Origin of the sequence: Rhizobium sp. SL42, assembly GCF_021729845.1 — a bacterium.
GTDB lineage: Bacteria > Pseudomonadota > Alphaproteobacteria > Rhizobiales > Rhizobiaceae > Allorhizobium.
The window spans coordinates 1,595,218-1,618,422 of record NZ_CP063397.1; the positions used below are offsets into that span (position 1 = coordinate 1,595,218).

Annotated in this window: 19 protein-coding genes and 1 riboswitch; of the genes, 10 read left to right on the forward strand and 9 right to left on the reverse strand. The window is 62.4% G+C overall.

The window, feature by feature from the left end:
- The first annotated feature begins 57 nt into the window (after positions 1–57).
- A complete protein-coding gene (gene modB, locus IM739_RS07405) occupies positions 58–720 on the forward strand; it encodes a molybdate ABC transporter permease subunit (RefSeq protein ID WP_237371001.1) in 663 nt (220 codons plus the stop codon).
- Positions 717–1,805 carry a molybdenum ABC transporter ATP-binding protein gene (gene modC / locus IM739_RS07410; protein WP_442981103.1) on the forward strand — a complete coding sequence of 363 codons (1,089 nt, stop codon included), beginning with the start codon at positions 717–719 and terminating at the stop codon, positions 1,803–1,805. The genes modB and modC overlap by 4 nt, the downstream gene beginning before the upstream one ends.
- A gap of 1 nt (position 1,806) precedes the next feature.
- On the opposite strand, the gene IM739_RS07415 is transcribed toward modC, so the two are convergent.
- Genes IM739_RS07415 through IM739_RS07425 form a run of 3 tightly spaced genes read right to left on the reverse strand, consistent with a single transcriptional unit; the run spans position 1,807 to position 4,615 of the window.
- Entirely contained in the window at positions 1,807–2,193 is a 387-nt protein-coding gene (locus IM739_RS07415) for a winged helix-turn-helix domain-containing protein (protein WP_237370538.1), read from the reverse strand.
- Positions 2,194–2,195: 2 nt separating this feature from the next.
- Positions 2,196–3,623 (reverse strand): FAD-binding oxidoreductase, encoded by a 1,428-nt coding sequence (locus IM739_RS07420; protein ID WP_237370539.1) that lies wholly within the window; start codon positions 3,621–3,623, stop codon positions 2,196–2,198.
- On the reverse strand, positions 3,620–4,615 hold the full coding sequence (locus IM739_RS07425; protein ID WP_237370540.1) for an L-threonylcarbamoyladenylate synthase: 996 nt from the start codon (positions 4,613–4,615) through the stop codon (positions 3,620–3,622). The genes IM739_RS07420 and IM739_RS07425 overlap by 4 nt, the downstream gene beginning before the upstream one ends.
- A 222-nt stretch (positions 4,616–4,837) precedes the next feature.
- Here IM739_RS07425 and IM739_RS07430 point away from each other — a divergent pair, with 222 nt between their 5' ends.
- Positions 4,838–5,917 carry a GGDEF domain-containing protein gene (locus IM739_RS07430; RefSeq protein ID WP_237370541.1) on the forward strand — a complete coding sequence of 360 codons (1,080 nt, stop codon included), beginning with the start codon at positions 4,838–4,840 and terminating at the stop codon, positions 5,915–5,917.
- A 19-nt stretch (positions 5,918–5,936) separates the two neighbouring features.
- Here the strand turns inward: IM739_RS07430 and IM739_RS07435 are convergent, their stop codons facing one another.
- Positions 5,937–6,542 (reverse strand): DUF6656 family protein, encoded by a 606-nt coding sequence (locus IM739_RS07435; protein WP_237370542.1) that lies wholly within the window; start codon positions 6,540–6,542, stop codon positions 5,937–5,939.
- Positions 6,543–6,900: 358 nt separating this feature from the next.
- A riboswitch (cobalamin riboswitch) is annotated at positions 6,901–7,103 on the forward strand.
- A gap of 99 nt (positions 7,104–7,202) precedes the next feature.
- Between IM739_RS07435 and IM739_RS07440 the strand changes: the two genes are divergently transcribed.
- The 3 genes from IM739_RS07440 to IM739_RS07450 all read left to right on the forward strand — a co-directional run bounded on the left by IM739_RS07440 (position 7,203) and on the right by IM739_RS07450 (position 10,283).
- Positions 7,203–8,447: an aromatic ring-hydroxylating oxygenase subunit alpha gene (locus IM739_RS07440; RefSeq protein ID WP_237370543.1), complete on the forward strand. Its 1,245-nt coding sequence runs from the start codon at positions 7,203–7,205 to the stop codon at positions 8,445–8,447.
- 1 nt (position 8,448) lies between these two features.
- Positions 8,449–9,534, forward strand: coding sequence for a hybrid-cluster NAD(P)-dependent oxidoreductase (locus tag IM739_RS07445; RefSeq protein WP_237370544.1), 1,086 nt, complete (start codon positions 8,449–8,451; stop codon positions 9,532–9,534).
- Between the two features lie 311 nt (positions 9,535–9,845).
- Positions 9,846–10,283 (forward strand): BA14K family protein, encoded by a 438-nt coding sequence (locus IM739_RS07450; protein WP_237370545.1) that lies wholly within the window; start codon positions 9,846–9,848, stop codon positions 10,281–10,283.
- A 106-nt stretch (positions 10,284–10,389) separates the two neighbouring features.
- Here IM739_RS07450 and IM739_RS07455 read toward each other — a convergent pair whose 3' ends face one another.
- The 4 genes from IM739_RS07455 to IM739_RS07470 form a co-directional block, all read right to left on the reverse strand.
- Positions 10,390–11,385: a CorA family divalent cation transporter gene (locus IM739_RS07455; RefSeq protein ID WP_237370546.1), complete on the reverse strand. Its 996-nt coding sequence runs from the start codon at positions 11,383–11,385 to the stop codon at positions 10,390–10,392.
- Positions 11,386–11,494: 109 nt separating this feature from the next.
- Positions 11,495–13,405, reverse strand: coding sequence for a PhoX family protein (locus IM739_RS07460; protein WP_237370548.1), 1,911 nt, complete (start codon positions 13,403–13,405; stop codon positions 11,495–11,497).
- Positions 13,406–13,541: 136 nt separating this feature from the next.
- The gene (locus IM739_RS07465) at positions 13,542–14,639 is read right to left on the reverse strand and encodes a neurotransmitter-gated ion-channel ligand-binding protein (RefSeq protein WP_237370549.1); all 1,098 of its coding nucleotides are present in this window, start codon (positions 14,637–14,639) and stop codon (positions 13,542–13,544) included.
- Positions 14,636–15,760, reverse strand: coding sequence for a cache domain-containing protein (locus IM739_RS07470; protein ID WP_237370550.1), 1,125 nt, complete (start codon positions 15,758–15,760; stop codon positions 14,636–14,638). The genes IM739_RS07465 and IM739_RS07470 overlap by 4 nt, the downstream gene beginning before the upstream one ends.
- A 312-nt stretch (positions 15,761–16,072) precedes the next feature.
- On the opposite strand from IM739_RS07470, the gene IM739_RS07475 reads away from it, so the two are divergent.
- The 4 genes from IM739_RS07475 to IM739_RS07490 all read left to right on the forward strand — a co-directional run bounded on the left by IM739_RS07475 (position 16,073) and on the right by IM739_RS07490 (position 21,583).
- A complete protein-coding gene (locus IM739_RS07475; protein WP_237370551.1) occupies positions 16,073–17,851 on the forward strand; it encodes an acyl-CoA dehydrogenase in 1,779 nt (592 codons plus the stop codon).
- 155 nt (positions 17,852–18,006) lie between these two features.
- Positions 18,007–18,765: a crotonase/enoyl-CoA hydratase family protein gene (locus IM739_RS07480; RefSeq protein ID WP_237370552.1), complete on the forward strand. Its 759-nt coding sequence runs from the start codon at positions 18,007–18,009 to the stop codon at positions 18,763–18,765.
- Between the two features lie 228 nt (positions 18,766–18,993).
- Complete coding sequence (gene mcpU / locus IM739_RS07485) at positions 18,994–21,087, forward strand: methyl-accepting chemotaxis protein McpU (RefSeq protein WP_272911332.1); 2,094 nt, start codon at positions 18,994–18,996, stop codon at positions 21,085–21,087.
- Between the two features lie 166 nt (positions 21,088–21,253).
- Positions 21,254–21,583: a hypothetical protein gene (locus IM739_RS07490; protein ID WP_237370554.1), complete on the forward strand. Its 330-nt coding sequence runs from the start codon at positions 21,254–21,256 to the stop codon at positions 21,581–21,583.
- Between the two features lie 43 nt (positions 21,584–21,626).
- On the opposite strand, the gene IM739_RS07495 is transcribed toward IM739_RS07490, so the two are convergent.
- Complete coding sequence (locus tag IM739_RS07495) at positions 21,627–23,180, reverse strand: peroxidase family protein (protein ID WP_237370555.1); 1,554 nt, start codon at positions 23,178–23,180, stop codon at positions 21,627–21,629.
- Positions 23,181–23,205: the final 25 nt, after the last annotated feature.

Below are 23,205 nucleotides of genomic sequence, written 5' to 3' on the forward strand. Positions count from 1 at the left end.
CTTGGAGACTGCAATCAGGATGACCGCGTGACGCTGACAGCTGAGGAATGGACCGCTATGCTGCTCAGCCTGAAGGTCGCGGCCGTCGCCGTGGCCTTTTCGCTGCCTGTGGGCATCGCTGTAGCCTGGTTGCTGTCGCGCCGTGAGTTCTGGGGCAAGACGCTGCTCAACGGTCTGGTCCATCTTCCGCTGATCATGCCGCCGGTGGTGACCGGCTATCTGTTGCTCATCACCTTCGGTCGCAAGGGCAGTGTCGGCATGCTTCTCGAAAGCTGGTTCGGCCTCGTCTTTTCCTTTCGCTGGACAGGGGCTGCCCTTGCCGCTGCCGTCATGGGTTTCCCGCTTCTTGTGCGTTCCATTCGGCTGTCCATGGATGCCGTGGATCGCCGGCTGGAAGCCGCTGCCTCCACGCTTGGAGCACCGCCGGCCTATGTCTTCCTGACCGTGACCCTGCCGCTGATCCTGCCGGGCATCGCCGCCGGTGCAATATTGTCCTTTGCCAAGGCGATGGGCGAATTCGGTGCGACGATCACCTTCGTGTCCAACATTCCCGGCGAAACCCAGACCCTGGCGAGTGCCATCTACACCTACACCCAGGTGCCAGGTGGTGATGTTGCGGCCATGCGTCTGACCCTGATCTCGATTGCCGTTTCCTTTGCCGCCCTGATTGCCTCCGAAGTTCTCGCCCGCCGACTGGCCGCACGCATGGGAGACGCATGATGCTGGACATCGCCATCCGCCATGTGCAGGGCAGTTTTTCCCTGGAGGCAGATCTACAGATCGGCGAAGGCCTGACAGCGCTGTTTGGCCCTTCCGGCTCCGGCAAGACGACGCTGATCAATCTGGTCGCAGGCCTTGTCCGTCCGGGCAAGGGACAGATCCGGCTTTCGGGCGAAACCTGGAGCGACAGCGATCGTGGTGTCTTCCTGCCTCCCCATCGCCGGCGCATCGGCTATGTATTTCAGGAGCCACGGCTCTTTCCGCATATGACGGTGCGCCAGAACCTTGCCTATGGCGAACGCCTCTTGCCGCGCATCGAACGGCGGGAAAGCCTGCCGCGCGTCGCCGATCTGTTGCGGATTTCCGCCTTGCTGGATCGCCGTCCGCAACATCTGTCGGGTGGAGAAAAGCAGCGCGTGGCGCTGGGTCGCGCCCTGATGGCGAGCCCGCGGCTGCTGCTGATGGATGAGCCGCTGTCGGCGCTCGACAGCGAACTGAAGCTGCAGATCCTGCCGGATATCGAGCGCATCCGCGACGCGGTCGGCATTCCGATCCTTTATGTCAGCCATTCGGTCGAGGAGGTCGCGCGGCTGGCTACCCGCGTCGTCGTCCTTGAACGCGGCAAGACCATCGCCATCGGCGCGCCGGATACAGTTCTATCGAGCGTTCCTCGCGGTGCCGGCGCCTTGCCGGCCGGCAATTTCATTGCCGCGACCATCACCGCCCATCATCAGGCCGACGGACTGACCGAAGCGCTGTCCAGTGCAGGCCCCCTGTTTCTCCGGGCGGTCGAACTACCGCCCGGTACCGAAATCCGCGTCTTTGTCCCCGTCGCCGATATCGTCCTTGCCACCGCCGAGGTGAGCGGCCTGTCGGCGCTCAATCGCCTGGCGGGCCGAATCACAGATATCCAGCGGGAAAACGGCTCGGCCGTCGCAGTCGTGGTCGATTGCAGCGGCGAGCCCATGGTCGTCGAGGTCACCCGCCGTTCGGCAACCCAGCTTGGGCTCGCCATCGGCAAGCCGGTACATCTTCTGTTCAAGACGGTATCGATTGCGCGGGAAGGCTTGTTTCGGCGGGGCTGACTTACTCGACGTCCGGCTTTTCCGGCGCTCCGGTTTCAAATTCCCGGTTCATTGCCTCCTCGAGCCAGTCGAGATCCGCCGTCAGGGCCTTTCGGCTCTCGCTGTCCATTCGCCGGCAACAGGCAAGCAATCGCTCGCCAAACGGCGTCAGCCCGGCGCCGCCGCCGCTCTTGCCGCCATGGCGGGTGAAGATCGATGGTTCGACGAACATGCGGTTGATCTCGTCGGCAAGCAGCCATGCCCGGCGGTAGGACATGCCGATCGCAGCGCCCGCCGCCCTAATCGACCCATGCTCGCCGATCAGCGCCAGAAGCTCTGCCTTGCCCGGACCGAGACGCGCTCCGTTGGCAAGGTCGATCCTGAGCGTCAGGCGCGTGTCCCTTGTCATCTTCAGTCGAGCACCTTGCCGGGGTTCATGATGCCTTCGGGGTCGAAAGCCTGCTTGATCCGCCGCATCAGTTCGGTCTCGATCGCCGGCCGGCTGGCGGACAGCTCGTCGCGCTTCAATTGTCCGACACCATGTTCGGCGGAAATCGAGCCGTTGTGCTTGTGCACGATCCCGTGCACCACGGCGTTCATTTCGCGCCAGCGGCCGATGAAGTCAGCCTTGTCGGCGCCGACCGGCTGGCTGATATTGTAATGGATATTGCCGTCGCCGAGATGACCGAAAGCGCAGATGCGGGCGTCCGGCATCACGCGGCGCACGGCCTCGTCCGCTTCGCTCAGAAAGGCTGGAATGCGCGACACGGGCACCGAGACGTCATGCTTGATCGAGCCGCCTTCCGGCCGCTGTGCCTCCGACATGCTCTCGCGCAAATGCCAGAACGCTTCCTGCTGCGCAAGCGAGCTGGCGATCGCGGCGTCTTCGATCAGGCCGGCCTCGAAGGCATCTTCGAGCAGAGCCTGGATCATCGCATCGGCCGTCTCGGCAGAATCGGAGGTGGAAATGTCGATCAGAACATACCAGGCATGGGCCGAGGGCAGGGGATCGCGCACGCCAGGGATATGCTTCGTGGTGAACTCGATGCCGAGGCGCGGCATCAGTTCGAAGCCGGTCAGTGCCGTGCCGCAATGCTGCGATGCCTTTTCGAACAGCGCCAGCGCCTGTGCAGGGCTATCGAGACCGGCAAAGGCCACCTGCTTGCCGCGCGGGCGCGGATACATCTTCAACACCGCGCCTGTAATGATGCCGAGCGTGCCTTCCGCCCCAATGAACAGGTCGCGCAGGTCATAGCCGCTATTGTCCTTTTTCAGTCGGCGCAATCCGTCCCAGATCTCGCCGGTCGGCAGGACCACTTCGAGCCCGAGGCAGAGCTGGCGCATGTTGCCATAGGCAAGCACGGCTGTGCCGCCGGCATTGGTCGACAGATTGCCACCAATCCGGCAGGACCCTTCTGAGCCGAGCGACAGGGGAAACAGCCGGTCATGCTCTTCCGCCGCCTTCTGCACGCTTGCCAGGACACAGCCGCCGTCGACGATGATCACATCGGCAAGCGCATCGACTTCGCGGATCCTGTTCATCCGCTCCAGTGACAGCAGAACGTCGTCGCTGCCCTCGCGCGGAACCTGCCCACCGACAAGGCCGGTGCCGCCGCTGACCGGGACGATCGGCGTTCCTGTCGCGCTGGCGAGTTTCAGGATCGCCGAAACCTCCGCCGTGGAAGCCGGCTTCAGCACCAGCGGCGACGAGCCATGATAAAGCCCACGATTTTCGGTGAGGTATGGTTTGATGTCGTCCTGCAGGACCAGCGCATGGGCTTCCCCAACGATATCGATGAAGGCGCGCAGCGTCTCGGCTCGCGTCAATGTCATGCTCATGCACTGTTTCCTTCCGCGTCACGCGGGGCGGCTGCCCGCACCAGCCGATCGTTGATTGCCTCGCCGAGCCCATGATCCGGAATGGCGACGACTGCGATGCCTTGCGCTCCGCTTGCGTCTGCTCGTTTCAGGTAGTCGAACAGATTGGCTGCTGCCTCTGCCAGATCTCCCGCCGGGCTGAGGTTCAACACCATGACGGCGTCGGCTTCTCCGCTGATCGGTGTGCTGCCGAATGCCACAAGCGCCTCATCTTTCGCGACGGAAGTGGCGTTCAGCCGCACGGTGGTATCGGGCGCATAATGCGAGGCTAGCATGCCGGGGGCTTCGATGATTGCGGTACCGGCGACCTTGGGGCGCTCGACAGTGACGCCTGCAAAGGCCTCTATGGCTTCAACGGAAATACCACCCGGTCGCAGCAGGCGTATTTGCCCGTCCTCGATCTTCAGAATGGTCGATTCAACCCCGACTTCGCAGGCTCCGCCGTCGATCACAAGATCGATCTTGCTGCCCAGATCGTCATCGACATGGGCTGCCGTTGTCGGGCTGATCCTGCCGGAGGAATTGGCGCTCGGTGCGGCGAGCGGCCGGCCGAAATGCCGGATCAGGTGGCCGGTGAAGCCGACCGGTACACGGATGCCGACGCTGTCCAGGCCGGCTGTCGCCAGTGGGTGGATGTCGCTTTCCGGTTTCAGCGGCAAGACCAGCGTCAGCGGCCCCGGCCAGAATTGTTCGGCCAGCCTGCGCGAAAGCGGATCGAAATCTGCGTGCTGCTCGGCCATTTCGAGGTTGGCCATGTGGCAGATCAGCGGATTGAAGCGCGGCCGGCCCTTGGTCTGATAGATGCTGGCAATCGCAGCTGGATTGGTTGCATCAGCAGCAAGGCCATAGACGGTCTCGGTCGGGATTGCCACCGGACGGCCGAGCGCAAGAATGACCGACGCGGCGTTGATCGCCTCATCCATGCCGCTGCCGATTGCGATGATCCGGGCCATGTCCCTGCCTTGTTAGCTTTGTTCCCTGTGTCCTTAGCGTGTTCCAACATGCGCGATCAAATGCCTTTTTTGATGAGCGTAAGCATACATTGTTCCACAGTAAATTTTGAGGGGAATTGGCACCGCTAAAATTTTATATATCGATGTAACCGAAATAAAGAATTCTTCTGCGTATAGTCACCGGCAACGAGACAAAAGCCGACTCAAGCCGGGAAGCCACAGATGCAGCAAGTCAAGAATCCTGCCTCCAGCATTGCGCTTCGTGTGGCAACCGCCATGCATCAGATGGGCATTGACGGGCTTCCCCGCAATTATGAGCTGGTCTACGAGGCCTATGCGGGCAGCAATCCCGAACTGGTCCGCGAATTCATTGCGCTCGGCAAGCTGAAGAGCCAGGAAGCGCTCGACGAGTTGGGCCGCAAATATCTGCCTCATCATCATGAGGATGGCTTGCTGAGCCGCCAGAGTGGTCAGGTTCGCGCTGAAATGAGCAATTTCATCAATCTGCTCAATGAGGAAAAGATTTCCCTGACCGACTATGGCCGAGTCATCGGCAATGCCTCGAAAACCATCCTTACGGAAGCCGATCTTGAAGGAACACCGCTCGGCCAGTCGATCAAGGCACTGAAGGCCGCGACCGAACGGCGCGCGCATCAGAACAGCAATGTCGTGCGTGCCGTGGTCGACAAGACCGCATCGCTGGCCGATATGCAGCGCGAGGCCGATGAGGCCGAGGCGGCGAAGTTCGTCGATCCGCTCACGCGCCTTGCCAGCCGCCGCGCCTTCAACAAGGCCGTGGCCAAGATCTATGCCAACCCGGACATGCCGGTTCTGTGCGGCGTCGCCGTCGGTGAAATCGACGATTTTGCCCGTATCCAGGAGCAGATGGGGCCGGCTGTTGCCGAACGTTTCCTGATGCAGGTTGCCAAGGTTCTGGAAGCGGTTTCCGGCGGCGGCGATCTTGCCTGCCGCTTCGATGCCGGCCGCTTCGGGCTGTTGCTCTACACGTCCGACGAGGATGAGGTCAGCCGCGTCATCGAGCTGGTGCGCGCCAAGCTGAAGGCCACGGCCTTTGTCGGCTCCTCGACCGGCCGCGCTCCGGGCCAGATGGCCATGTCCTTCGGGGTGTGTTTTTCCGAGCAGGCGCCGAACGCCTTCGACTTCACCAATTTCGCCGAGAAGGCGCTGTCGACATCCAAGGCCAATGGCGGCGATACCGTCACGATCTACGGCGCCAACGACTATGCCTCCAAGGACTGGCTGATCTACAAGAACAAGCCGGTCGGCGGCTTCGGCGCCTGACAGCGAGAGGGCCCGGCGTCTAAAGCTTGGCGATGATCTTACGAATTTCCGTATCCCGCGCGCCGAGCATCAGCACGTTGCGCAGCGCTTCCTTCGGATCGTGGGTGCGAAACAGCAAGCCGTTGTCACGGATCGACCTGTCGACCACCATCGCCTTCTGCTCGGTCTCCGGCTTGATCGCCACGGCAAAATACATGCGCGTGTAGCTTTGCCGGATCTGTTCGAAGAACTGCTCGGTCCCGCCGATTTCGGCAAAGAAATTGGCAATGTAGAAGGCCCATTTCACGTCGGCATATTGGGCGAAGTTGGTGCGCGCCGCCGTGACGTGACAGTAGCCGAGATGCGGACTGTCATCGAGGGTCTTGTGGAAGATCATCTTCGGAAACTGGATCGACCGGTGGAAGCCGTTGATCCGGCTGTGGGTGGTCTCCGCCGCCGTTTCCAGCCGGCGTCCGGTGCGAACGGCAACCTCCGCATAGGTGAGGTAGCGCTTTTCCTCCGCCAGCCAGTCATCGCGATGGCGCGAGATACGGCCGGTGCGCAGGAATTCCGTGTGCGCGGCCTTGCTCGCGGTCGCGCTTTTGTCGGGGACTCTCGGGGCCGCGTAATATCGAAGTTTTTGCATGTCGAGGCTCTGACGGTTACTGGCTCGGTACGCCGATATTACAGCGACATGGTTAATCATGATTTGCAGGCACTGTGACCTCTTGAGGTTTCGCGAGGCTTGCCGCAGTGCACGTTGGTTGACGCAACTCGTTCCGCTCTGATGATTTCTTCCGGGTGCGACAGACATTGGCGGCCAATCGCCTCGAATTGTCATTTTGCGCCATTGCAATAGTTTCGGGCGCCACCGATCTCCTCTATCTCCAAGAAAATACACATCATTTTTGAGGGGCGCGCTTTTTGCGCCTTTGCGCGGGCATGTCGCAAACATTCCCGGCGGTGTCGTTTCGCAACGCAGTACCGGACTGCCGCCTGTGTTTAGATATCTGCAAGCTCGAGGTGCCGCCCTGCTAGGGAGGGTGGGAAATCGGGAAGCCGGTCAAAATCCGGCGCTGCCCCCGCAACGGTGGTGGAGATAGACGTAACGGCAAAAGGCCACTGGGAAGGTCCTGGGAAGGCGCCGAACGTGTCTGGCAACGGACGTCTCCAGAGCCCGGAAACCAGCCTTGAAGCAATGATATTTGAGGTCGCGGTGGGCGACCGGAGATAGCCGTGATCGCCCTTTTCGGGTCGATTGGTGCTGCGCTCCTGTTCCATCGCCGGTGAAACGAACGAGGACGACATGGATCTGCACAGCACGGTATTGCGGCAGTTGAAGAACCGCCGGGAAGGCTTCAGCCTGGAGCAGCCTTTCTACATCGATCAGGATTATTTCAAGCTCGACATGGAGCAGATCTGGTATCGCGACTGGCTGTTTATCGGCCATGACTGCGAGATCCCGCGCGCCGGCAACTATTTCACCGCCCAGGTCGGCGACTATCCGATCGTCATGGTACGCGGCAAGGACCAGGTGATCCGCGCCTTCCACAATACCTGCCGCCACCGCGGTCACCGCGTCTGCACCTCGGACCGCGGCGCCTCCGCCAAGCTCGTCTGTCCCTATCACAACTGGACCTATGATCTCGACGGCTCGCTGGTCTTCGCCCGCCAGATGGGTGAAACCTTCGACAAGAACGAGTTCGGTCTGAAGCCTGTTCATTGCGAAAGTGTAGGCGGTTACATCTTCATCTGCCTCGCCAACGAGCCTGCCGATTTCGCACCGGTCCGTGCATCGATCGAACCCTACATGAAGCCGCATCGGCTGTCAGAGGCCAAGGTCGCTCATCGCAGCACGATCATCGAAAAGGGCAACTGGAAGCTCGTCTGGGAGAACAACCGCGAGTGCTACCACTGCGCCAGCAACCATCCTGAACTCTGCCGCACCTACCCGGAAGCCCCGACGGCAACCGGCGTCCAGGGCGCCGGTGACGATCCGGTCATCGCCGAACACTGGCTGCGTTGCGAGGCCGCAGGCCTGCCGAGCACGTTCAAGATCGACCCGAGCGGCCAGTTCCGCACCGCCCGCATGCCGCTGATCCAGGAAGCCGAGAGCTACACGATGTCCGGCAAGCGCGCCGTCAGGCGGCCGCTGTCCGACGACGTCTCGACCTCGCACATTGGCACCATGCTTCTGTTCCACTATCCGTCGACCTGGAACCACATTCTCGTCGATCACGCGATCTCATTCCGCGTCACCCCCCTGTCTGCCGAAGAGACGGCCGTCACCACCACGTGGCTGGTACACAAGGACGCAGTCGAAGGCGTCGACTATGACCTCGAGGAACTGACCCATGTCTGGGAAATGACCAATGACCAGGACCGCTCGATCGTCGAGGAAAATGCCTTCGGCATCCGGTCCCCGGCTTATGAGCCTGGCCCCTATTCGGTCGAGCATGAAGGTGGCGTCATGCAGTTCGTCGACTGGTACACGACCTTCATGATCAACCGTCTCCAGGGTGAAAAGACTCGCCTGTCCGCGGTCGCGTGAGATGAACATGATGCTCGCTCCCTATCGCCACGTTGATGAAATGCGCCCCTGGTCCGACCGGGAGCATCTGCTGGAATGCGTCGCCGTCACGCCGGAAGCCCCCGACGTGATGACGTTCACCTTCCGGCCGAACAAGCCGGGCCTGTGGTTCCGCTATCAGCCCGGCCAGTTCGTTACGCTGGAGATCCCGGTCTCGAACGAGCCGGTGATGCGCACCTATACGCTGTCGTCCAGCCCGTCGCGGCCCTACACGATCGCGATCACGGTCAAGGCGCAGAAGGACTCGATCGGGACGCGCTGGATGTTCGACAACCTGAAGCCCGGCATGGCACTGAAGGCGATCGGCCCGCTCGGCGATTTCTCCTATGCCCGTCATCCGGGCCGGAAATACCTGTTCATCTCGGCCGGCTCCGGCATCACTCCGATGATGTCGATGAGCCGCGACATGGGCGACCGCTCGCCCGACAGCGACATCGCCTTCCTGCATTGTGCCCGCTCGCCCGACGACATCATCTTTCGTTGGGAACTGGAAGCCAAGGCGCGCGACATGCCGCATTTCACGCTCGGCTTCATCATCGAACAGCTCGGCCGAGGCCAGCTTTGGTCAGGCTTGAAGGGCCGTATCGACAAGGCGAAGATCGCGCTTCTGGCCCCGGATTTTCTCGAACGCACGGTCTTCTGTTGCGGGCCTGAGCCGTTCATGGCGACGGTGCGCGAGGCCCTGTCCGGTGCCGGCTTCGACATGAGCCAGTATCACGAGGAGACTTTCCAGCCGGCCAAGCCGCAGCCGCCGATCGTCGTTGCCGATCATTCGGATGGCGAGCAGCCGACCAAGGTCACGTTTGCCATGTCCGGCAAGAACGGACTCTGCGCGCCAGGCCATACGGTACTTCAGGCAGCCCGCTCCTCCGGCGTGCGCATCGGTGCGGCATGCGAATCCGGCCTCTGCGGCACCTGCAAGGTGCTCAAGATTTCCGGCGAGGTCGAGATGGAACACAATGGCGGCATCCTCGACGAGGAAATCGACGAGGGCTACATCCTCGCCTGCTGTTCGCGGCCGAAGGGCGATATCGAAATCGAAGCGTGATCTCTGCCAGACGATGGCGATCATCAGGGCGCGCCGCTTGTCGGGTGCGCCCTTTTTCGTGGCGTGATTTTCCCCACTTTATCGTTCTTTCGCAAGGCGATGGAACAAACGGAACAGCCATCCGTTGACAGGCAATCGCGGTCGTTGACCGCGGCCAACCGGACCGCGCAAACACAAGAAGTTTTAGAATAAAACCAATGTTAATGCTGGGTTCAGGATGAAGCCGATACTTTTCATTTCAGGATCAGCAGTCTCAAGGGCATGGGCCGGGACACCAAGCTGGTCGCGAAAAACCGCAGGGAGAAAGTCGCATGAAGACTGCATTCAATCGTCTGGCCGGTCTCGTACTGGCTGCCGCTGTTGGCTTCACCGGCATCGTGCCGGCACAGGCCATGAGCCTGCCGCGCGCGCCTGTCGAAGCAAGCTCCGACGTCGCCCAGGTCCAGTATCGTCGTCGTGAGTATCGCCGCCACTATAACGGCCATCACTATCACAACGGCCATCGTGGCTATTCGCACCGCAGGCCCGGTTATCGCTATTACAACGGCGCCTGGTTCCCGCTGGCCGCCTTCGCAGCCGGTGCGATGATCGGCGGCGCCGTCGCTGCGCAGCCGCGGGTAAGTGCCGGTGGCATCAATCCGAGCCACTACCAGTGGTGCGCCAACCGCTACCGCTCGTACGACAGCCGCAGCAACACGTTCCAGCCCTACAATGGTCCGCGTCAGCAGTGCCTGTCGCCCTACTATTGAGCCAATACCTCTCTGATCGGCGTGCCCGAACAGCTCGCCCCGTCAGCGCTTCAATGCCCGGCCTCGTGCCGGGCATTGTCGTTTCGGCCCGGGCGTTCAGCCTGCGCTACAGGATGCCCGCACGCCGCAGGAGATACCAGGCGGCGGCAATCGAGATGACGATGAAGCCGATCGCGAAGATTGTGCCATCGGCCTCCGCCGCAAACGGCAGGTTGGATGTGTTCATGCCGAAAAAGCCGGTGACCAGGGACGGCGGGAGCAGGAAGGCCGTCATCAGAGACAGGATATAAAGGTGCCGGTTTGTCTCCGAGGTCAGCTTGGAGTCGATTTCCTCATGCAGCAACCGGGCGCGTTCCTGCAGTGCATGCACGTCGTGATCCACGGCTTCCAGCCTTGCCGTCAGCCGTTGCGCCACCTCGTCGAAGCCGAAGGGCATGTCCTCGTCGTCGCTGGCCGCGGCGCGGCGCATCAGCGACAGCATGGTGCGCAAGTGACGGTAGAGCCGAACAACCACCCGTCGGACAGGAGCAAGCCGGCGCCGCTCGTCGCGCAACTCGCTGTCATAGACGAAGTCCTCGATCGCGTTCAGTTCCTCGGTCAGTTCGATCACCACCGAAATAATGCCGCGCTGGAACTCGGCGACAAGTGTCTCGAACAGATGCATGGGACTGCGATATTTCGCGGAGTTCTTTTCCACCGCGGCCCGGACCCGGTCGATCGAGCGGATCGGCTGCAGTCTGGTGGTGATGATGAACCGATCGGACAGCGCAAAGTGCAGCCAGGCGAGGTCGCGTGTCTCCTTGTCGAACTCCCGCTGGAAGTCGACGAGGGTGCCGAACACCATCTGGTCGTCCACCGTCAAGGCGGCATGCGTGTCATGCGTGGTCAACACGGAGCGCGCCTGCTCCGTCAGCCATTCGAAGCCGTCGAGAAGAGCCCCGACGCGCGCATCCGCAATGTTGAGATGCAGCCACAGAAATCCCGGACCGTCAGCCAGCAGTGCCGGCGTGACGTCGGCTGGAAGCCGTGTTGCCGCACCGGATGCAGGATCGATCCGATAACCCCAGACAAGGCCGGGCAAAGCGTGAATGGCATTGAGCATGGGCGTGTCCTTCGGGGTACGCGGCGGTTGGCGGGACCTGTGCGAAGCGGAAAACGCAAAAAGCGCGCCGGTTGAACCGGCGCGCCTCGGGATCGTCTAGTGCGAGGGCTTAGCCAATTCTGGCATTGTCTTCGCGCTTGACGGCGACGATTGTCGAACGTGGCAACTTGCCTTCGCCATCAGGGAAGGGGGCGTTCGGGTGCTGGATGCCGACGAACATCGTCCGCTTATCGCCTGTCCAGGTCATGCCGGTCACTTCGCCGCCCTTCGGGCCGGTGAGGAAGCGCTCGATGCGGCCGGTGGCCGGATCGCCGGCGAGCATCTGGTTGTTGCCCTGGCCGATAAAGTCGCCTTCGTTCGAATCTTCACCGTCCGTCTGGATCCACAAGAGGCCTGTGCTGTCGAACATCATGCCGTCCGGCGAGTTGAACATGTTACCGGAATTGATGTTGGACGAACCGGCATAGGCGCCGTCCTTGTGCACGTCCGGATTGCCGGCCATGACGAACAGGTCCCACTTGAACTTGCCATCGGCATGGTCGTCGTTTTCCGGATACCAGCGCACGATCTGACCGAACTCGTTGCCTTCGCGCGGGTTGGCGGCATTGATTTCCATCACGTCGCCGCCGGCATTGGTGCGCATCTTGCCGTCCTTGAGAACGGCGCGGTGCGAATTGTTGGTCAGTGCGCAATAGGCTTCGATCGCAACCGGGTTGACCGCGACCCATTCCGGGCGGTCCATGGTGGTCGCGCCGACCTTCGAGGCGGCCTGGCGGGTGAAGACGCAGATCTCGTCCATCTTCATGCCTGTGGTTTCTTCCGTCAGCGCCAGCCATTCGCCGGTGCCTTCGTCGGAGAACTTGGCGACGTAGAGCGTGCCTTCGTCGAGCAGCTTGGATGTGTCGCTACCCGGGACGTAGATGCCGGTGGAAACGAACTTGTAGAGGAATTCGCCACGCTCGTCGTCGCCCATATAGACGACCACGCGGCCATCGCGGGCCACCACGACGGCTGCGTTTTCATGCTTGATCCGGCCAAGCGCGGTGCGCTTGATCGGCGTCGAGGACGCATTCGACGGATCGATCTCGACGACAAAGCCGGCGCGGCGCGGTTCGTTCGGGTTCTTCGACACGTCGAAGCGCTCGTCGAACTGCTCGTAGCCGTAGCGGGTCTCGGCGGCAATGCCGTAGCGCTTGAAGTCGTCCGGCATCTTGAAGTTTGCGTCTGTGGAGCCGAAATAGCCGTTGAAGTTTTCTTCGCAGGTGAGGTAGGTGCCCCACGGTGTCTTGCCGGCGCCGCAGTTGTTGAAGGTCCCGAGACAGTCGACACCGGCAGGATCCGCAGCCGTCTTGACGAGGTCGGAGCCGGCGGCAGGACCGGACAGCTTCATCGGCGTGTTGTGGTGGATGCGGCGGTTGAACGGGCTGTCGAGCACGATTTCCCAGCCATCAGCGCCTTCGGCCACTTCCATGACGGTCACGCCCTGCATGTTCTGCAGGATCTTCACGTCGTCGAGGCTCTTGGGCATGCCCTTTTCATTGTTGGGCAGGTTGGTCTCGTTGTTCACATATTCATGGTTGACGGCAATCACCTGATGGGTGCCGATCAGGAAGCTCTCCATGCCGTCGGTGTTTTCACCGAACACCTTGTCGGAGGCTTCGAGCGAAACGCCGTTGACCGGGTCGATATCGGCAACGTTGGAAAACAGTGGCTGGCCCCACTTGGCAAGCGGCCTCCAGCTATAACCTTCCGGCACGTGGATGGTCGTGTCGGTGGCAATGGCGATCGGCTTGAACGGGAAGCGCGAGGCGGCTTCCTGGGCCTGTGCGGAAGTCGAGTTCATCAGGTTGCCGACGGAGCCCATGGCGACAGCGGCCGAGCCCATGGCCAGGACGCCGAGAAAGCCGCGGCGGGAAATGGCGCGTTCGACGACTTCGTCGAAATCGGTAGTGGCGGGTGGCGGGTTCTGCAACTCGTCCCATTCGTCCCAGGACAGATGGTTCGTATTTGTGTCGCTCATGGTTGACCTCCGAGGTTTGATTGGAATGGTTCCAGCCTTGGGTTAGTCAGTCGCGATGACAGTCATGTGACGAACGGGTGACGGCAATGCATATCAGGCGTGGCTCAGCAACCGGCCGTCAGCGCCCGCAGTGACGCTAGGCCATGGCCCGCAACGCCGCCGAGAAGCAGATCAGGGCAAACACCGCCGGCACACTGAACCGGATGGTGGCGCGGATCGCCGGCTCCAGGTGGCTGTATCGCGCTTTGCCGGGATAGTTGGCATAGATCAGCACGATGTCGAGTAGAAGCACGAGGATCAGGTAGAAATAGCCGAGCGAGACCATGAAGGCGATCGGCGAGTTCATCGAGATCGAGCCGGGAAAGCTCGATTCGTAGGTGAAGCTCAGCGCCGCCAGCGCCAGCAGCGCCGAATAGGTGATTGGCGCCTTGTCACCGATCAGGCTGACCTTGGCCCAGAGGATGAAGATCGAGACAGACATGACCGCAAGGAAGGGCACGAAGATCGGCAGGACGAAATATTGCCAGTCGCGCTCGACGGTCGCTGTCGCAAGAACCCGCACGAAAGGCCGCGCATTCCAGCCGTGGAAACGCTCCATCACCACGTCGAGCGCATGCGCCGTCCAGTTGGTCGCGGAAATGTCCTTTTCGATCGCCGAAAGTTCCCGGTCGATGTCGTTCATCACATAGATCATCTGCTCGGCCGGATAGCGCGGCGAGACCATGGAGAGCGTCAGGCGCTGCTGGTCGAAGGGAAAGGTCGTCATGTCGATGCCGACCCGGAAATCGGCATCGAGCCGGCGGATCCGCGTCACCGTTCCGTCGGCGCGCAGGGTCAGTGCCGTCGACTGGGTGCGTGGTTCGCTGATCTGGTTCTCGATCTCCGTGCCCGGTGTCCACATCGCCGCGAGCCTGTCCGTGGCTTCCTGGCCGACATAGTCGAAGCGGTTGAACCCGGTGATCTTCGGATCGAAGGCCTCGCCGGGATTGGTCCAGCGCTCGGTGACCTCGATCATCATCGAGGCTTCCCCGAGCGTCTCGTTGATGCGCGACACGTTGAGGACCCGGATCGACAGATGCACCGGAAGCGGCAGGTAGACGCCGGAGGGTAGCGGCCTGGCGCTTTCTTCGGCCAGAAGCGGGAAGGCGGCGATCAGCGACAGCCAGAGCGCCAGAGCCATGCGCCAAAAGGCAAGCGCTGGGTGAGGGAACGGCAGGGCCGGTCGCGATCTCACATCTCGTCTCCCTCGATGCGCCGTTTGCCATGCTCTGCCGCCAGCGCGTCGATCGCCTGGCGCAGGTCTGCGAATTCCTTGAGCCCGCTGCTGTCCGGCGCGTGGCCACCCTCAGAGCCGGCCGCCACGGCGGTCGCATGGGCTGCAAGCGCGCCGAGCGGCCGCAGCACAAGCCCCCGGACGGCGATCATCACCACGCCATAGCCGGCGAGCAGGCCGATCAGGCCGACGGCAACCGCTGCGATCACGGCGCGGTTGAAGCCGCTGTCGATCTCCGAAATGTCGCGGGCGATGAAGATCGTGCCGATCATCCGGCCCGAATAGTCGAGCAGCGGCTGGGCAAAGGTGCCGAAGCGCTTGCCGTCGATGCGCGCTTCCGCCTGGACCGGCGAGCGCTGGAGGCCGATGGCGCCCTGCCGGTGCAATTGCTCGAACAGCGCGGAATTGGTGGCCGATTCCTGCACTAGTCCGGCGCTGTCCTTGGCGATTGTCTGGTCCTTGGGCGTAAATCCGGACATGGCCGGGCTGAGAAAAAGGGCGAAGTCGGCGCCGGAGGCGGATTTCGCCAGATCCATCAGTTTCTTGAGGTCGACGCCAACCTCGAAGGTTCCGATCAGCGTCTCACCCTCTGCAACCGGCGCCACTGCGCGCAGGCTGAGGCCGGCCAGTCCCACCTCCAGCCCTTTCTGCAATTGCCGGCTGCGATTGGCGGCCAGGATCATCGGCCGGATGCTGGAGAGATCCTGCCCGAAATTCTTCGGATCCTGCACGCGCAGGAAGCTCTTGATGTCGGCGGAATGGAAATGCAGCATGTTGACGCCGGCTTCGCTGGCCAGCGCCTGATAGCTCGGCTTGAGATAGCGAGTCAGGCTGTCGCGATCGCCGGCCTTGAACATGCCGACGACCAGTGGATCGCGGGCAATCTGCATCGCATGGGTGGCCGAGAGGCTTGCCGCCTGCTCCATCGACGAGGTGAGAAGCAGAGCCGTCACCTGCATTTCGCGGCTCTTGCTGGCGGCAAGCTGTGCCTGGTTTCCGCCGATCACGACCGCGCCGCCGATGGCAAAGACAAGGCCGATGCAGAGCGCCGTGACGAGCGCGAGGGTTTTGTCCACAGTCATGGGAATCCGGAAGGTTGGCAGCGGCGGGAACATTTTCCGTAGGACAAGTCGCAGTGACGGCAAACAGCCAAGTTTGGGCCAATATCGGGCAAGCTTTGGGTGGATTGAGCCCGCTTCAGCGCCTTGTCTGCCTCCCAGGCGACCGGTGATGGTGGCCAAGACGAGAGGCATGCGATGACCGCCGGCCAGCGCCGCGCCATGCAAATAGTTTGACGTTTACGTAAAAATCAATTAGCCAGAGTGGGAAGCTTCGCACATCCTGGGTGGGGGATGATGGCGGGCAGTTGCACGGAAGATGTGGAGGAGAATGCCATGTACAAGGCGCCCGTGGAGGAGATTGCGTTCACCTTGAAGCATGTGGCCGGTTTGGCCAAGTCCATCGATGAAGGAAAGCTCGGCGACCTGAGCGACGACCTTGTCGATGCCATTCTGTCGGAAGCCGGACGCTTTGCCTCTGATGAAGTGGCGCCGCTCGCCGAAATCGGCGACAGGCAGGGCGCCCGTCTGGTCGATGGCAAGGTTGTCGTGCCCGATGGCTGGGCCGACCTCTATCGCCACTGGGCCGAGGGCGGCTGGAATTCGCTGACTGCATCGGAAGACTTCGGCGGGCAGGCATTGCCGCATATGCTCAATGTCGCAGCACTCGAAATGTGGAACTCGGGCTCGATGGCCTTCGCGCTCGGCCCGACGCTGACAATGGGTGCGGTCGACGCGGTCACGGTCCATGGCGCAGACAGCCTCAAGCAGACCTATCTTCCGAAGATGGTCTCCGGCGAATGGACCGGCACGATGAACTTGACCGAGCCGCATGCCGGCTCCGACCTCGGCGTGATGAAGTCGCGCGCCGAGCGCCGCGACGACGGCACTTACCGCATCTTCGGCCAGAAGATCTTCATCACCTGGGGCGAACACGAGATCACGGAGAACATCATCCATCTTGTTCTCGCCCGCCTGCCCGATGCGCCGGCCGGCACGCGCGGCATCTCGCTCTTCCTCGTGCCGAAGTTCCTCGTCAATGCCGACGGCTCGCTCGGGGCCCGCAACGACCTCCACTGCCATTCGCTGGAACACAAGCTCGGCATCCACGGTTCGCCGACCTGCACCATGATCTATGGCGACGGCAAATATGGCGATGAACCGGGTGCGATCGGCTATCTGATCGGCGAGGAAAACAAGGGCCTCAACTGCATGTTCACGATGATGAACAATGCCCGCCTTGCGGTCGGCATGCAGGGCGTTGCGATCTGCGAGGCCGCCACCCAGAAGGCCGTGCAATATGCGAAGGACCGCACCCAGGGCAAAGCCCCGGGCTGGACTGGTCAGGGAATGAGCCCGATCATCGAGCACCCGGACGTCGCCCGCATGCTGGTGACGATGAAGGCGCTGACGCAAGGCGCCCGCGCCATCTGCTATACTTGCGCCCACGCCACCGACATGAGCCATCATGAGGAGGGTGACGCAGCCCGCCACTGGGCCGAACGTGCGGCCTTGCTGACCCCGATCGCCAAGAGCTTTGCCACCGATGCCGGCGTCGAAGTGGCCTCGCTCGGCATTCAGACCCATGGCGGCATGGGCTTTATCGAGGAAACCGGTGCCGCCCGCTTCTGGCGCGACAGCCGCATTGCCCCGATCTACGAGGGCACCAACGGCATCCAGGCCGCCGACCTCGTCACCCGCAAGCTGCCGCTCTCGGGTGGCGCCCAGGTGCGCGGCTTCATCTCCGAGTTGAAGGACATCGTCGGGGCTGTCCGCGCCTCCAATCTCGGTGGCTTCGGAGAGACTGCAGGCCGCCTGGCCGCGAGCCTCGCTGATCTCGATGAGACGACGGGATGGCTGCTGGCCCAGTTGGCCGCAGGCAATGCCACCGCCGCTCTCTCTGGCGCCACGCCCTACCAGCGTCTCTTCGGCCTGGTGCTGACGGGCGTCTATCTCGCCAAGGGCGCTCTGGCCGACGAGGAGCACGGCCGCGACAACCGCCTCGCGCTCTGCCGCTTCGCCGCCGAAAACATCATTGCTGAAACGGCAGCCCTGAAGGACCGCGTCATCAATGGTGCCGCGAGCCTCGAGGCGGCGCGGGTCTTGTTCGCATGAAGTATCCACCTCCCCCTTGAGGGGGGAGGTCGCCGCGCAAGCGGCGGGTGGGGGTGACCTCGCCAAGACCAGTAATGTCGTTGTTCACCCCGCCCCGGAGCTTCGCTCCGACCCTCCCCCTCAAGGGGAGGGTGGGGACACCCTAGGAAACCGAGATGACCGACCACATCCAGATCACCCGCCCAGACACCCATCCCGGCGTGCTCGTCCTGCGCTTCAACCGCCCGGACAAGAAGAACGCCATCACCCAGGCCATGTACCAGAAGCTCACCGCCGGTCTCCTCGAAGGCGAGGCGGACGAGAGCATCCGCGCTATCGTCTTCCTCGGCTCGGAAGGCTGTTTCTCGGCCGGCAACGACATGGCCGATTTCCTCGGCTTCGCCATGGCCGGCGCCGTGGGTGAACCCGCTGCCTTCGGCCTTTTGAAGGCGTTGACCGAAGTCACCAAGCCGCTGGTCTCCGGCGTCGATGGCCTCGCCATCGGCATCGGCACCACGCTGCACATGCATTGCGACCTGACGATTGCCTCCGACCGCAGTCTGTTCAAGACCCCCTTCGTTGATCTCGCCCTGGTGCCGGAGGCAGCTTCCAGCCTGATCGCGCCGCGCATCATGGGCCACCAGCGCGCTTTTGCCATGCTCGCCGCCAGCGAAGGGTTCTCCGCCGAACAAGCGCGGGAAGCCGGGCTGATCTGGAAAGTGGTCGCGCCGGATCAGGTCGAGGCCGAAACGCTGAAAATCGCCGCTTCGCTCGCCGCAAAGCCGCCGGCTGCGATGAAGATCGCGCGCGCCCTGGTCAAGGGAAATCCGGACGAGATCCGCGCTCGCATGCAGGAAGAACTGGTGCATTTTGTCGCCCAGCTGAAGAGTGTGGAGGCTCGCGCAGCCTTCGAAGCGTTCATGAAAGGCCGGTAGTCTCGGCGCGCGCTGAGTGGCAAATGACATTTGTCATTTTATTTTTCAGCGTGAGCTTTTGCTTAAATTCCTCTTAATTCTCTCGGCCTATTCATGGGTGAATAGCGATCCTAAAGGATTGCGGCATCGACATGACGTCGCTCGCTTTCCACCCATGACCCAGTGGCACTGTCCGGCCAGGATGCGTTTGCGCGCCTGAGCGCCGGATGTGATTTCAGGAATTTCCCAGTGAACGCCCGTTCAAACCTCATGACCAAAATCCTGCTGGTCGCGTCCCTTGTGGTCGTGGCCGCTCTGACCGGCTTCTCGGTCTATATCGACAGCCTTCAGCGCCGTGCCGCGACCGACGCCGTCGAAAGTGAGATCAACTCCTCCGGCCTTCAGGCCTCGCAGAGCATCTCCAACTGGTTGGGCGCCCGCGTCATGCTGACCGAACTGGCCGGCAATGCCGCCTCCAAGGCAAGCGACGCAGCCGGCATCGCGGCCGCCTTCGACAATCCCGTGCTGATCCGCGAATTCATGTCGACCTATGTCGGCGACGAGCAGGGCGTGTTCACCTCCGTGCCGAACCAGCCGCTGCCGGAAGGTTACGATCCGCGCAAGCGCCCGTGGTATCAGGACGCGGTCAAGGCCGACAAGATGGTCCTGACCGATCCTTATGCCGATGCGTCGACCGGCAACCTGATCATCAGCGCCGCCATGCCGGTCAAGCGCGACGGCAAGCTCTTCGGCGTCGCAGCCAGCGACTTCTCGCTGACATCCCTGGTCGACATGGTGAAATCCGTCGACATGGGCGGCAAGGGCTCGGCTTTCCTCGTCAAGGCTGACGGCACCATTCTGGTCCATGCCGACAATGCGCTCGTGACCAAGAAGCTCGCCGATGCCTTCCCGTCCAATACGCCGGTGATCGGCAACGGCATCAGCGAAAGCACGTTTGCCGACACATCCGTGCTGGTCAGCTTCCTGCCGATCAAGGGCCTGCCGATGGGAGACTGGTATCTCGGCGTCACCGTCGACAGCGATCTGGCCTATGCCAGCATCGGACAGTTCCGGGTGGCCGCCACCATCGCCACGATCATCGGCGTCATCGCCATGACCGCGGTACTCGCAGCCCTGCTGTCGCGCCTCGTCGTGCGCCCGGTGGTCGACATGACCGGTGTCATGGGCAAGCTCGCCGGCGGTGATGTCTCGGCGGATATTCCAGGCACCGACCGCGTCGATGAAATCGGCCAGATGGCAGCCGCCGTCGCCGTCTTCCGCGACAACATCATCGAACGCGGACGCCTGGCCCGCGAGGCGGACGAGACCCGCACGACGACCGACCAGGAACGTCGCGAGCGTGAAGCCCTCAAGGCCCGCGAGGCTGAGCAGGTATCCTTTGCGGTGCAGGCGCTGGCCGATGGCCTTGGCCGTCTTGCCAATGGTGATCTGGTCCATCGGATCGAGACACCGTTTGCCGGCGATCTCGATCGCCTGCGCGCCGATTTCAACAATTCGGTGACCAAGCTGCATGACGCACTGGCCATGGTCGGCCGCAATGCCCGCGCCATCGACAGTGGTGCGACCGAAATCCGCTCGTCTGCCGACAATCTCGCCCGCCGCACCGAGCAGCAGGCCGCCTCCGTCGAGCAGACCGCGGCAGCCCTTGAAGAGATCACCACCACGGTCAAGGACAGCGCCCATCGTGCCGAGGAAGTCGGTCAGCTGGTCACCCGTGCCCGTGGCGGCGCGGAAAAGTCCGGCGAGATCGTCCAGCGTGCCGTCGGCGCCATGCAGGGCATCGAAAAGTCGTCCGGCGAGATCTCCAACATCATCGGTGTGATCGACGAGATCGCGTTCCAGACCAATCTTCTGGCCCTGAACGCCGGCGTTGAAGCAGCCCGCGCCGGTGAAGCCGGCAAGGGATTTGCCGTCGTCGCGCAGGAAGTGCGCGAACTTGCCCAGCGCTCGGCCAATGCCGCAAAGGAGATCAAGACGCTGATCGGCGCGTCGGGAGATCAGGTGCGGGCCGGCGTGGAACTGGTCAATCTGACCGGTCAGGCGCTGGAAGTGATCGTCCGCGAAGTCCAGGAGATCAATGGCCATGTCAATGCGATCGTGACCGCGTCGCGCGAACAGTCGACCGGCCTGTCGGAGATCAACACCGCCGTCAACACCATGGACCAGGGCACCCAGCAGAACGCTGCCATGGTCGAGGAGCAGACGGCGGCAAGCCATGGCCTTGCAACGGAAGCCGCCGCCCTGACAGGCCTGCTGGCCCAGTTCCGCATCGATGAGCGGGCGAACGTGCAGGAGACGCGCAATCGCCGCTTCGCGGCCTGAAAACGCTCGATACAGGCTCACGAGAGACGCAGGAACGGCACCCATCGCGGTGCCGTTTCCATTTAGCCTCCTCTTCACTCATCGGTTCAGTTTCTGTTCACCGGTTCTGCGGATAGTGGTCGCACAGATGTCCGTCTCATGCGTTGATCGGGACGGAGCGTGAAAAATGTTCGAGGTTGCCATGTTGCGTGTGTTCTGCGTTGCCCTATGCCTGGCCTGCATTGGCCTGTCGCCCGTCGTTGGCCCAGCCCAAGCGGGTGGCCGGACCCAGACCGATCTGCAACTGGTGAATGACAACAATGATGTCATCATCCAGAGCCAGTCCCGGCGCCAGAGGCAGCCGGGCGTCCGGCCGCAGCGCTACTATTGTGTCATACCGCCTTCGGGCACCCGCAACGGCGGGGCCGAGGCCTCCTGCCCGGCAAGTCCCGGCCGCGTCGGCGGCAGTTGCCGCTGCGCCAACGCCACCGGATCGGGCATCCTGCAGACCTACTGAGCCATATATCCGGCATGTCTTGACCGGCTCATTCCGTGCCGGTTCACCCAGCGCCAATCGGATTGATATCACCGACGAAGCGTACGAGATCGGCCATGGTGAAGTGGCCGGGCGTCTCGCCTGGCAGATCGGGCACCCAGTTTGACCTTTGCCAGAGGAACGAATTCTCGTCTCCGTGCACCAGCCCGAGAAAGGTTTCGGCGATGATCGTCGAACCGACAGGCCCCAGCCGTTCACCCTTGTGCAACTGCTCCGCCTCTTTCAGGATGTAGTACCAGAGCGGCGTCCGCTTGTGGAAGCCGTGGCGGGCGGCGACCGCGCCATCCGGGCCGCTGGAGAGCATGGCCTGGCTCAAAGGCGCGATGCCCATGGCCAGACAGACGTCCTGGCTGGACGGCAGGCCGATCTGCACGCCGCGCCTCAGATTCCGGAACGGCAACACGAATTCGCGCGCCTCCGGTATCGTCATGTCGGCCGGATGCCCGGGCAGCTGGTGCAATTCGGGGATGATGAACGGATCGATGCGGCGCGACATGTTGAGCGTGAACGTGGGGTCTGCCAGTGTGCCGAGGTCGAAGAAGCGGCGCCAGTCGATCACCCAGTTCGAGGGCAGGCTGCGCAAGGGTCCAAGCGGGGTCGGCGGGACGCCCGGCGCGAGGTCGCCGACGATCTGGCCGGATTTGCCGGTGAAATTGAACAGCAGGTTGAGCGTGCCGTCGGCAAGACCTCCCGGCCGGAAGACGGCGTTGTGGCTGTAGGACTGGCGCACCATCGAATGTCCGTTGCGATAGGCCGCAGCGGCAAACTCGGCCGGCATGTAGGGCTTGGCGCGAAAGCGGTAGAAACGGCGTCCTTCTTTCTTGATCCGTCGAACCAGCCCGGGTTCGGTCAGTCGCTCGACGAAATCGAACAGCACGATCCACTGGTAGTGCCAGGTGACGACGCGTCGCGCCTCGTGGAAAAGATCGAGCCCTTTCAGGCCGGGCCTGCTGGCCTCGATTTCATCGACCACTTTGTTGTGAAATTTCAGCATCAGCAGGTGGAACTGCGCCACCAGCAGGTTCTCGTCATTGCGCTCGTCGAAGATCAGCGCATGGCCGTGGCTGTTGCGGGGCAGATCGTTCGGCAGATCAGGAATCCGCGCTGTAACCAGGCCGGGTGAATCCAGCGCTTTGCCGATCAGGAAACGAGGTCCCGGTGGGTCGGTCAGGCCATCCTTCGCATAGAGATAGGGATGGATGCCCGGTCCGTCGCCATAGAGCGAGTCGAGATCGAGTGCCGGCGAGCGGAAGTTGGTGGTCGCCAGCGGGTCGGCCTTCTGTTGCTTGAGCGGCGTCGTATCGAGCGTGATGTCGTGATCGACGAACTGCCCCAGATAGGTATATCCGGCCGGAATATTCGGATTGTCTCCCGCATCGCCTTTGACGTCCTTCATCGCGAACGCCAGCTCGAACAGCGCATCCTCGCTGGCCACAAGTGGCGGCAGATGGGGGAACATCAGACCGAATTTTCCCGGATCGGCATTTCCGGCAAGCGCCATCAACGAGGCGCGTTTCATCCCGCGGACACCGTGTCCGTGCATCGCAATTTCCGCCATGACAATCTCCCTGATGCTCCGCGCG

Excerpts from the sequence above, each read along its gene's own strand:
- IM739_RS07450 (WP_237370545.1), top strand. The coding sequence starts at position 9,846 with ATGAAGACTGCATTCAATCGTCTGGCCGGTCTCGTACTGGCTGCCGCT.
- IM739_RS07490 (WP_237370554.1), top strand. The coding sequence starts at position 21,254 with ATGTTCGAGGTTGCCATGTTGCGTGTGTTCTGCGTTGCCCTATGCCTG.
- IM739_RS07415 (WP_237370538.1), bottom strand. The coding sequence starts at position 2,193 with ATGACAAGGGACACGCGCCTGACGCTCAGGATCGACCTTGCCAACGGA.
- IM739_RS07460 (WP_237370548.1), bottom strand. The coding sequence starts at position 13,405 with ATGAGCGACACAAATACGAACCATCTGTCCTGGGACGAATGGGACGAG.
- modB (WP_237371001.1), top strand. The coding sequence starts at position 58 with ATGCTGCTCAGCCTGAAGGTCGCGGCCGTCGCCGTGGCCTTTTCGCTG.
- modC (WP_442981103.1), top strand. The coding sequence starts at position 717 with ATGATGCTGGACATCGCCATCCGCCATGTGCAGGGCAGTTTTTCCCTG.
- IM739_RS07495 (WP_237370555.1), bottom strand. The coding sequence starts at position 23,180 with ATGGCGGAAATTGCGATGCACGGACACGGTGTCCGCGGGATGAAACGC.
- IM739_RS07470 (WP_237370550.1), bottom strand. The coding sequence starts at position 15,760 with ATGACTGTGGACAAAACCCTCGCGCTCGTCACGGCGCTCTGCATCGGC.
- IM739_RS07425 (WP_237370540.1), bottom strand. The coding sequence starts at position 4,615 with ATGGCCCGGATCATCGCAATCGGCAGCGGCATGGATGAGGCGATCAAC.
- IM739_RS07480 (WP_237370552.1), top strand. The coding sequence starts at position 18,007 with ATGACCGACCACATCCAGATCACCCGCCCAGACACCCATCCCGGCGTG.
- IM739_RS07475 (WP_237370551.1), top strand. The coding sequence starts at position 16,073 with ATGTACAAGGCGCCCGTGGAGGAGATTGCGTTCACCTTGAAGCATGTG.
- IM739_RS07445 (WP_237370544.1), top strand. The coding sequence starts at position 8,449 with ATGAACATGATGCTCGCTCCCTATCGCCACGTTGATGAAATGCGCCCC.
- IM739_RS07440 (WP_237370543.1), top strand. The coding sequence starts at position 7,203 with ATGGATCTGCACAGCACGGTATTGCGGCAGTTGAAGAACCGCCGGGAA.
- IM739_RS07420 (WP_237370539.1), bottom strand. The coding sequence starts at position 3,623 with ATGAGCATGACATTGACGCGAGCCGAGACGCTGCGCGCCTTCATCGAT.
- IM739_RS07455 (WP_237370546.1), bottom strand. The coding sequence starts at position 11,385 with ATGCTCAATGCCATTCACGCTTTGCCCGGCCTTGTCTGGGGTTATCGG.
- IM739_RS07430 (WP_237370541.1), top strand. The coding sequence starts at position 4,838 with ATGCAGCAAGTCAAGAATCCTGCCTCCAGCATTGCGCTTCGTGTGGCA.
- IM739_RS07435 (WP_237370542.1), bottom strand. The coding sequence starts at position 6,542 with ATGCAAAAACTTCGATATTACGCGGCCCCGAGAGTCCCCGACAAAAGC.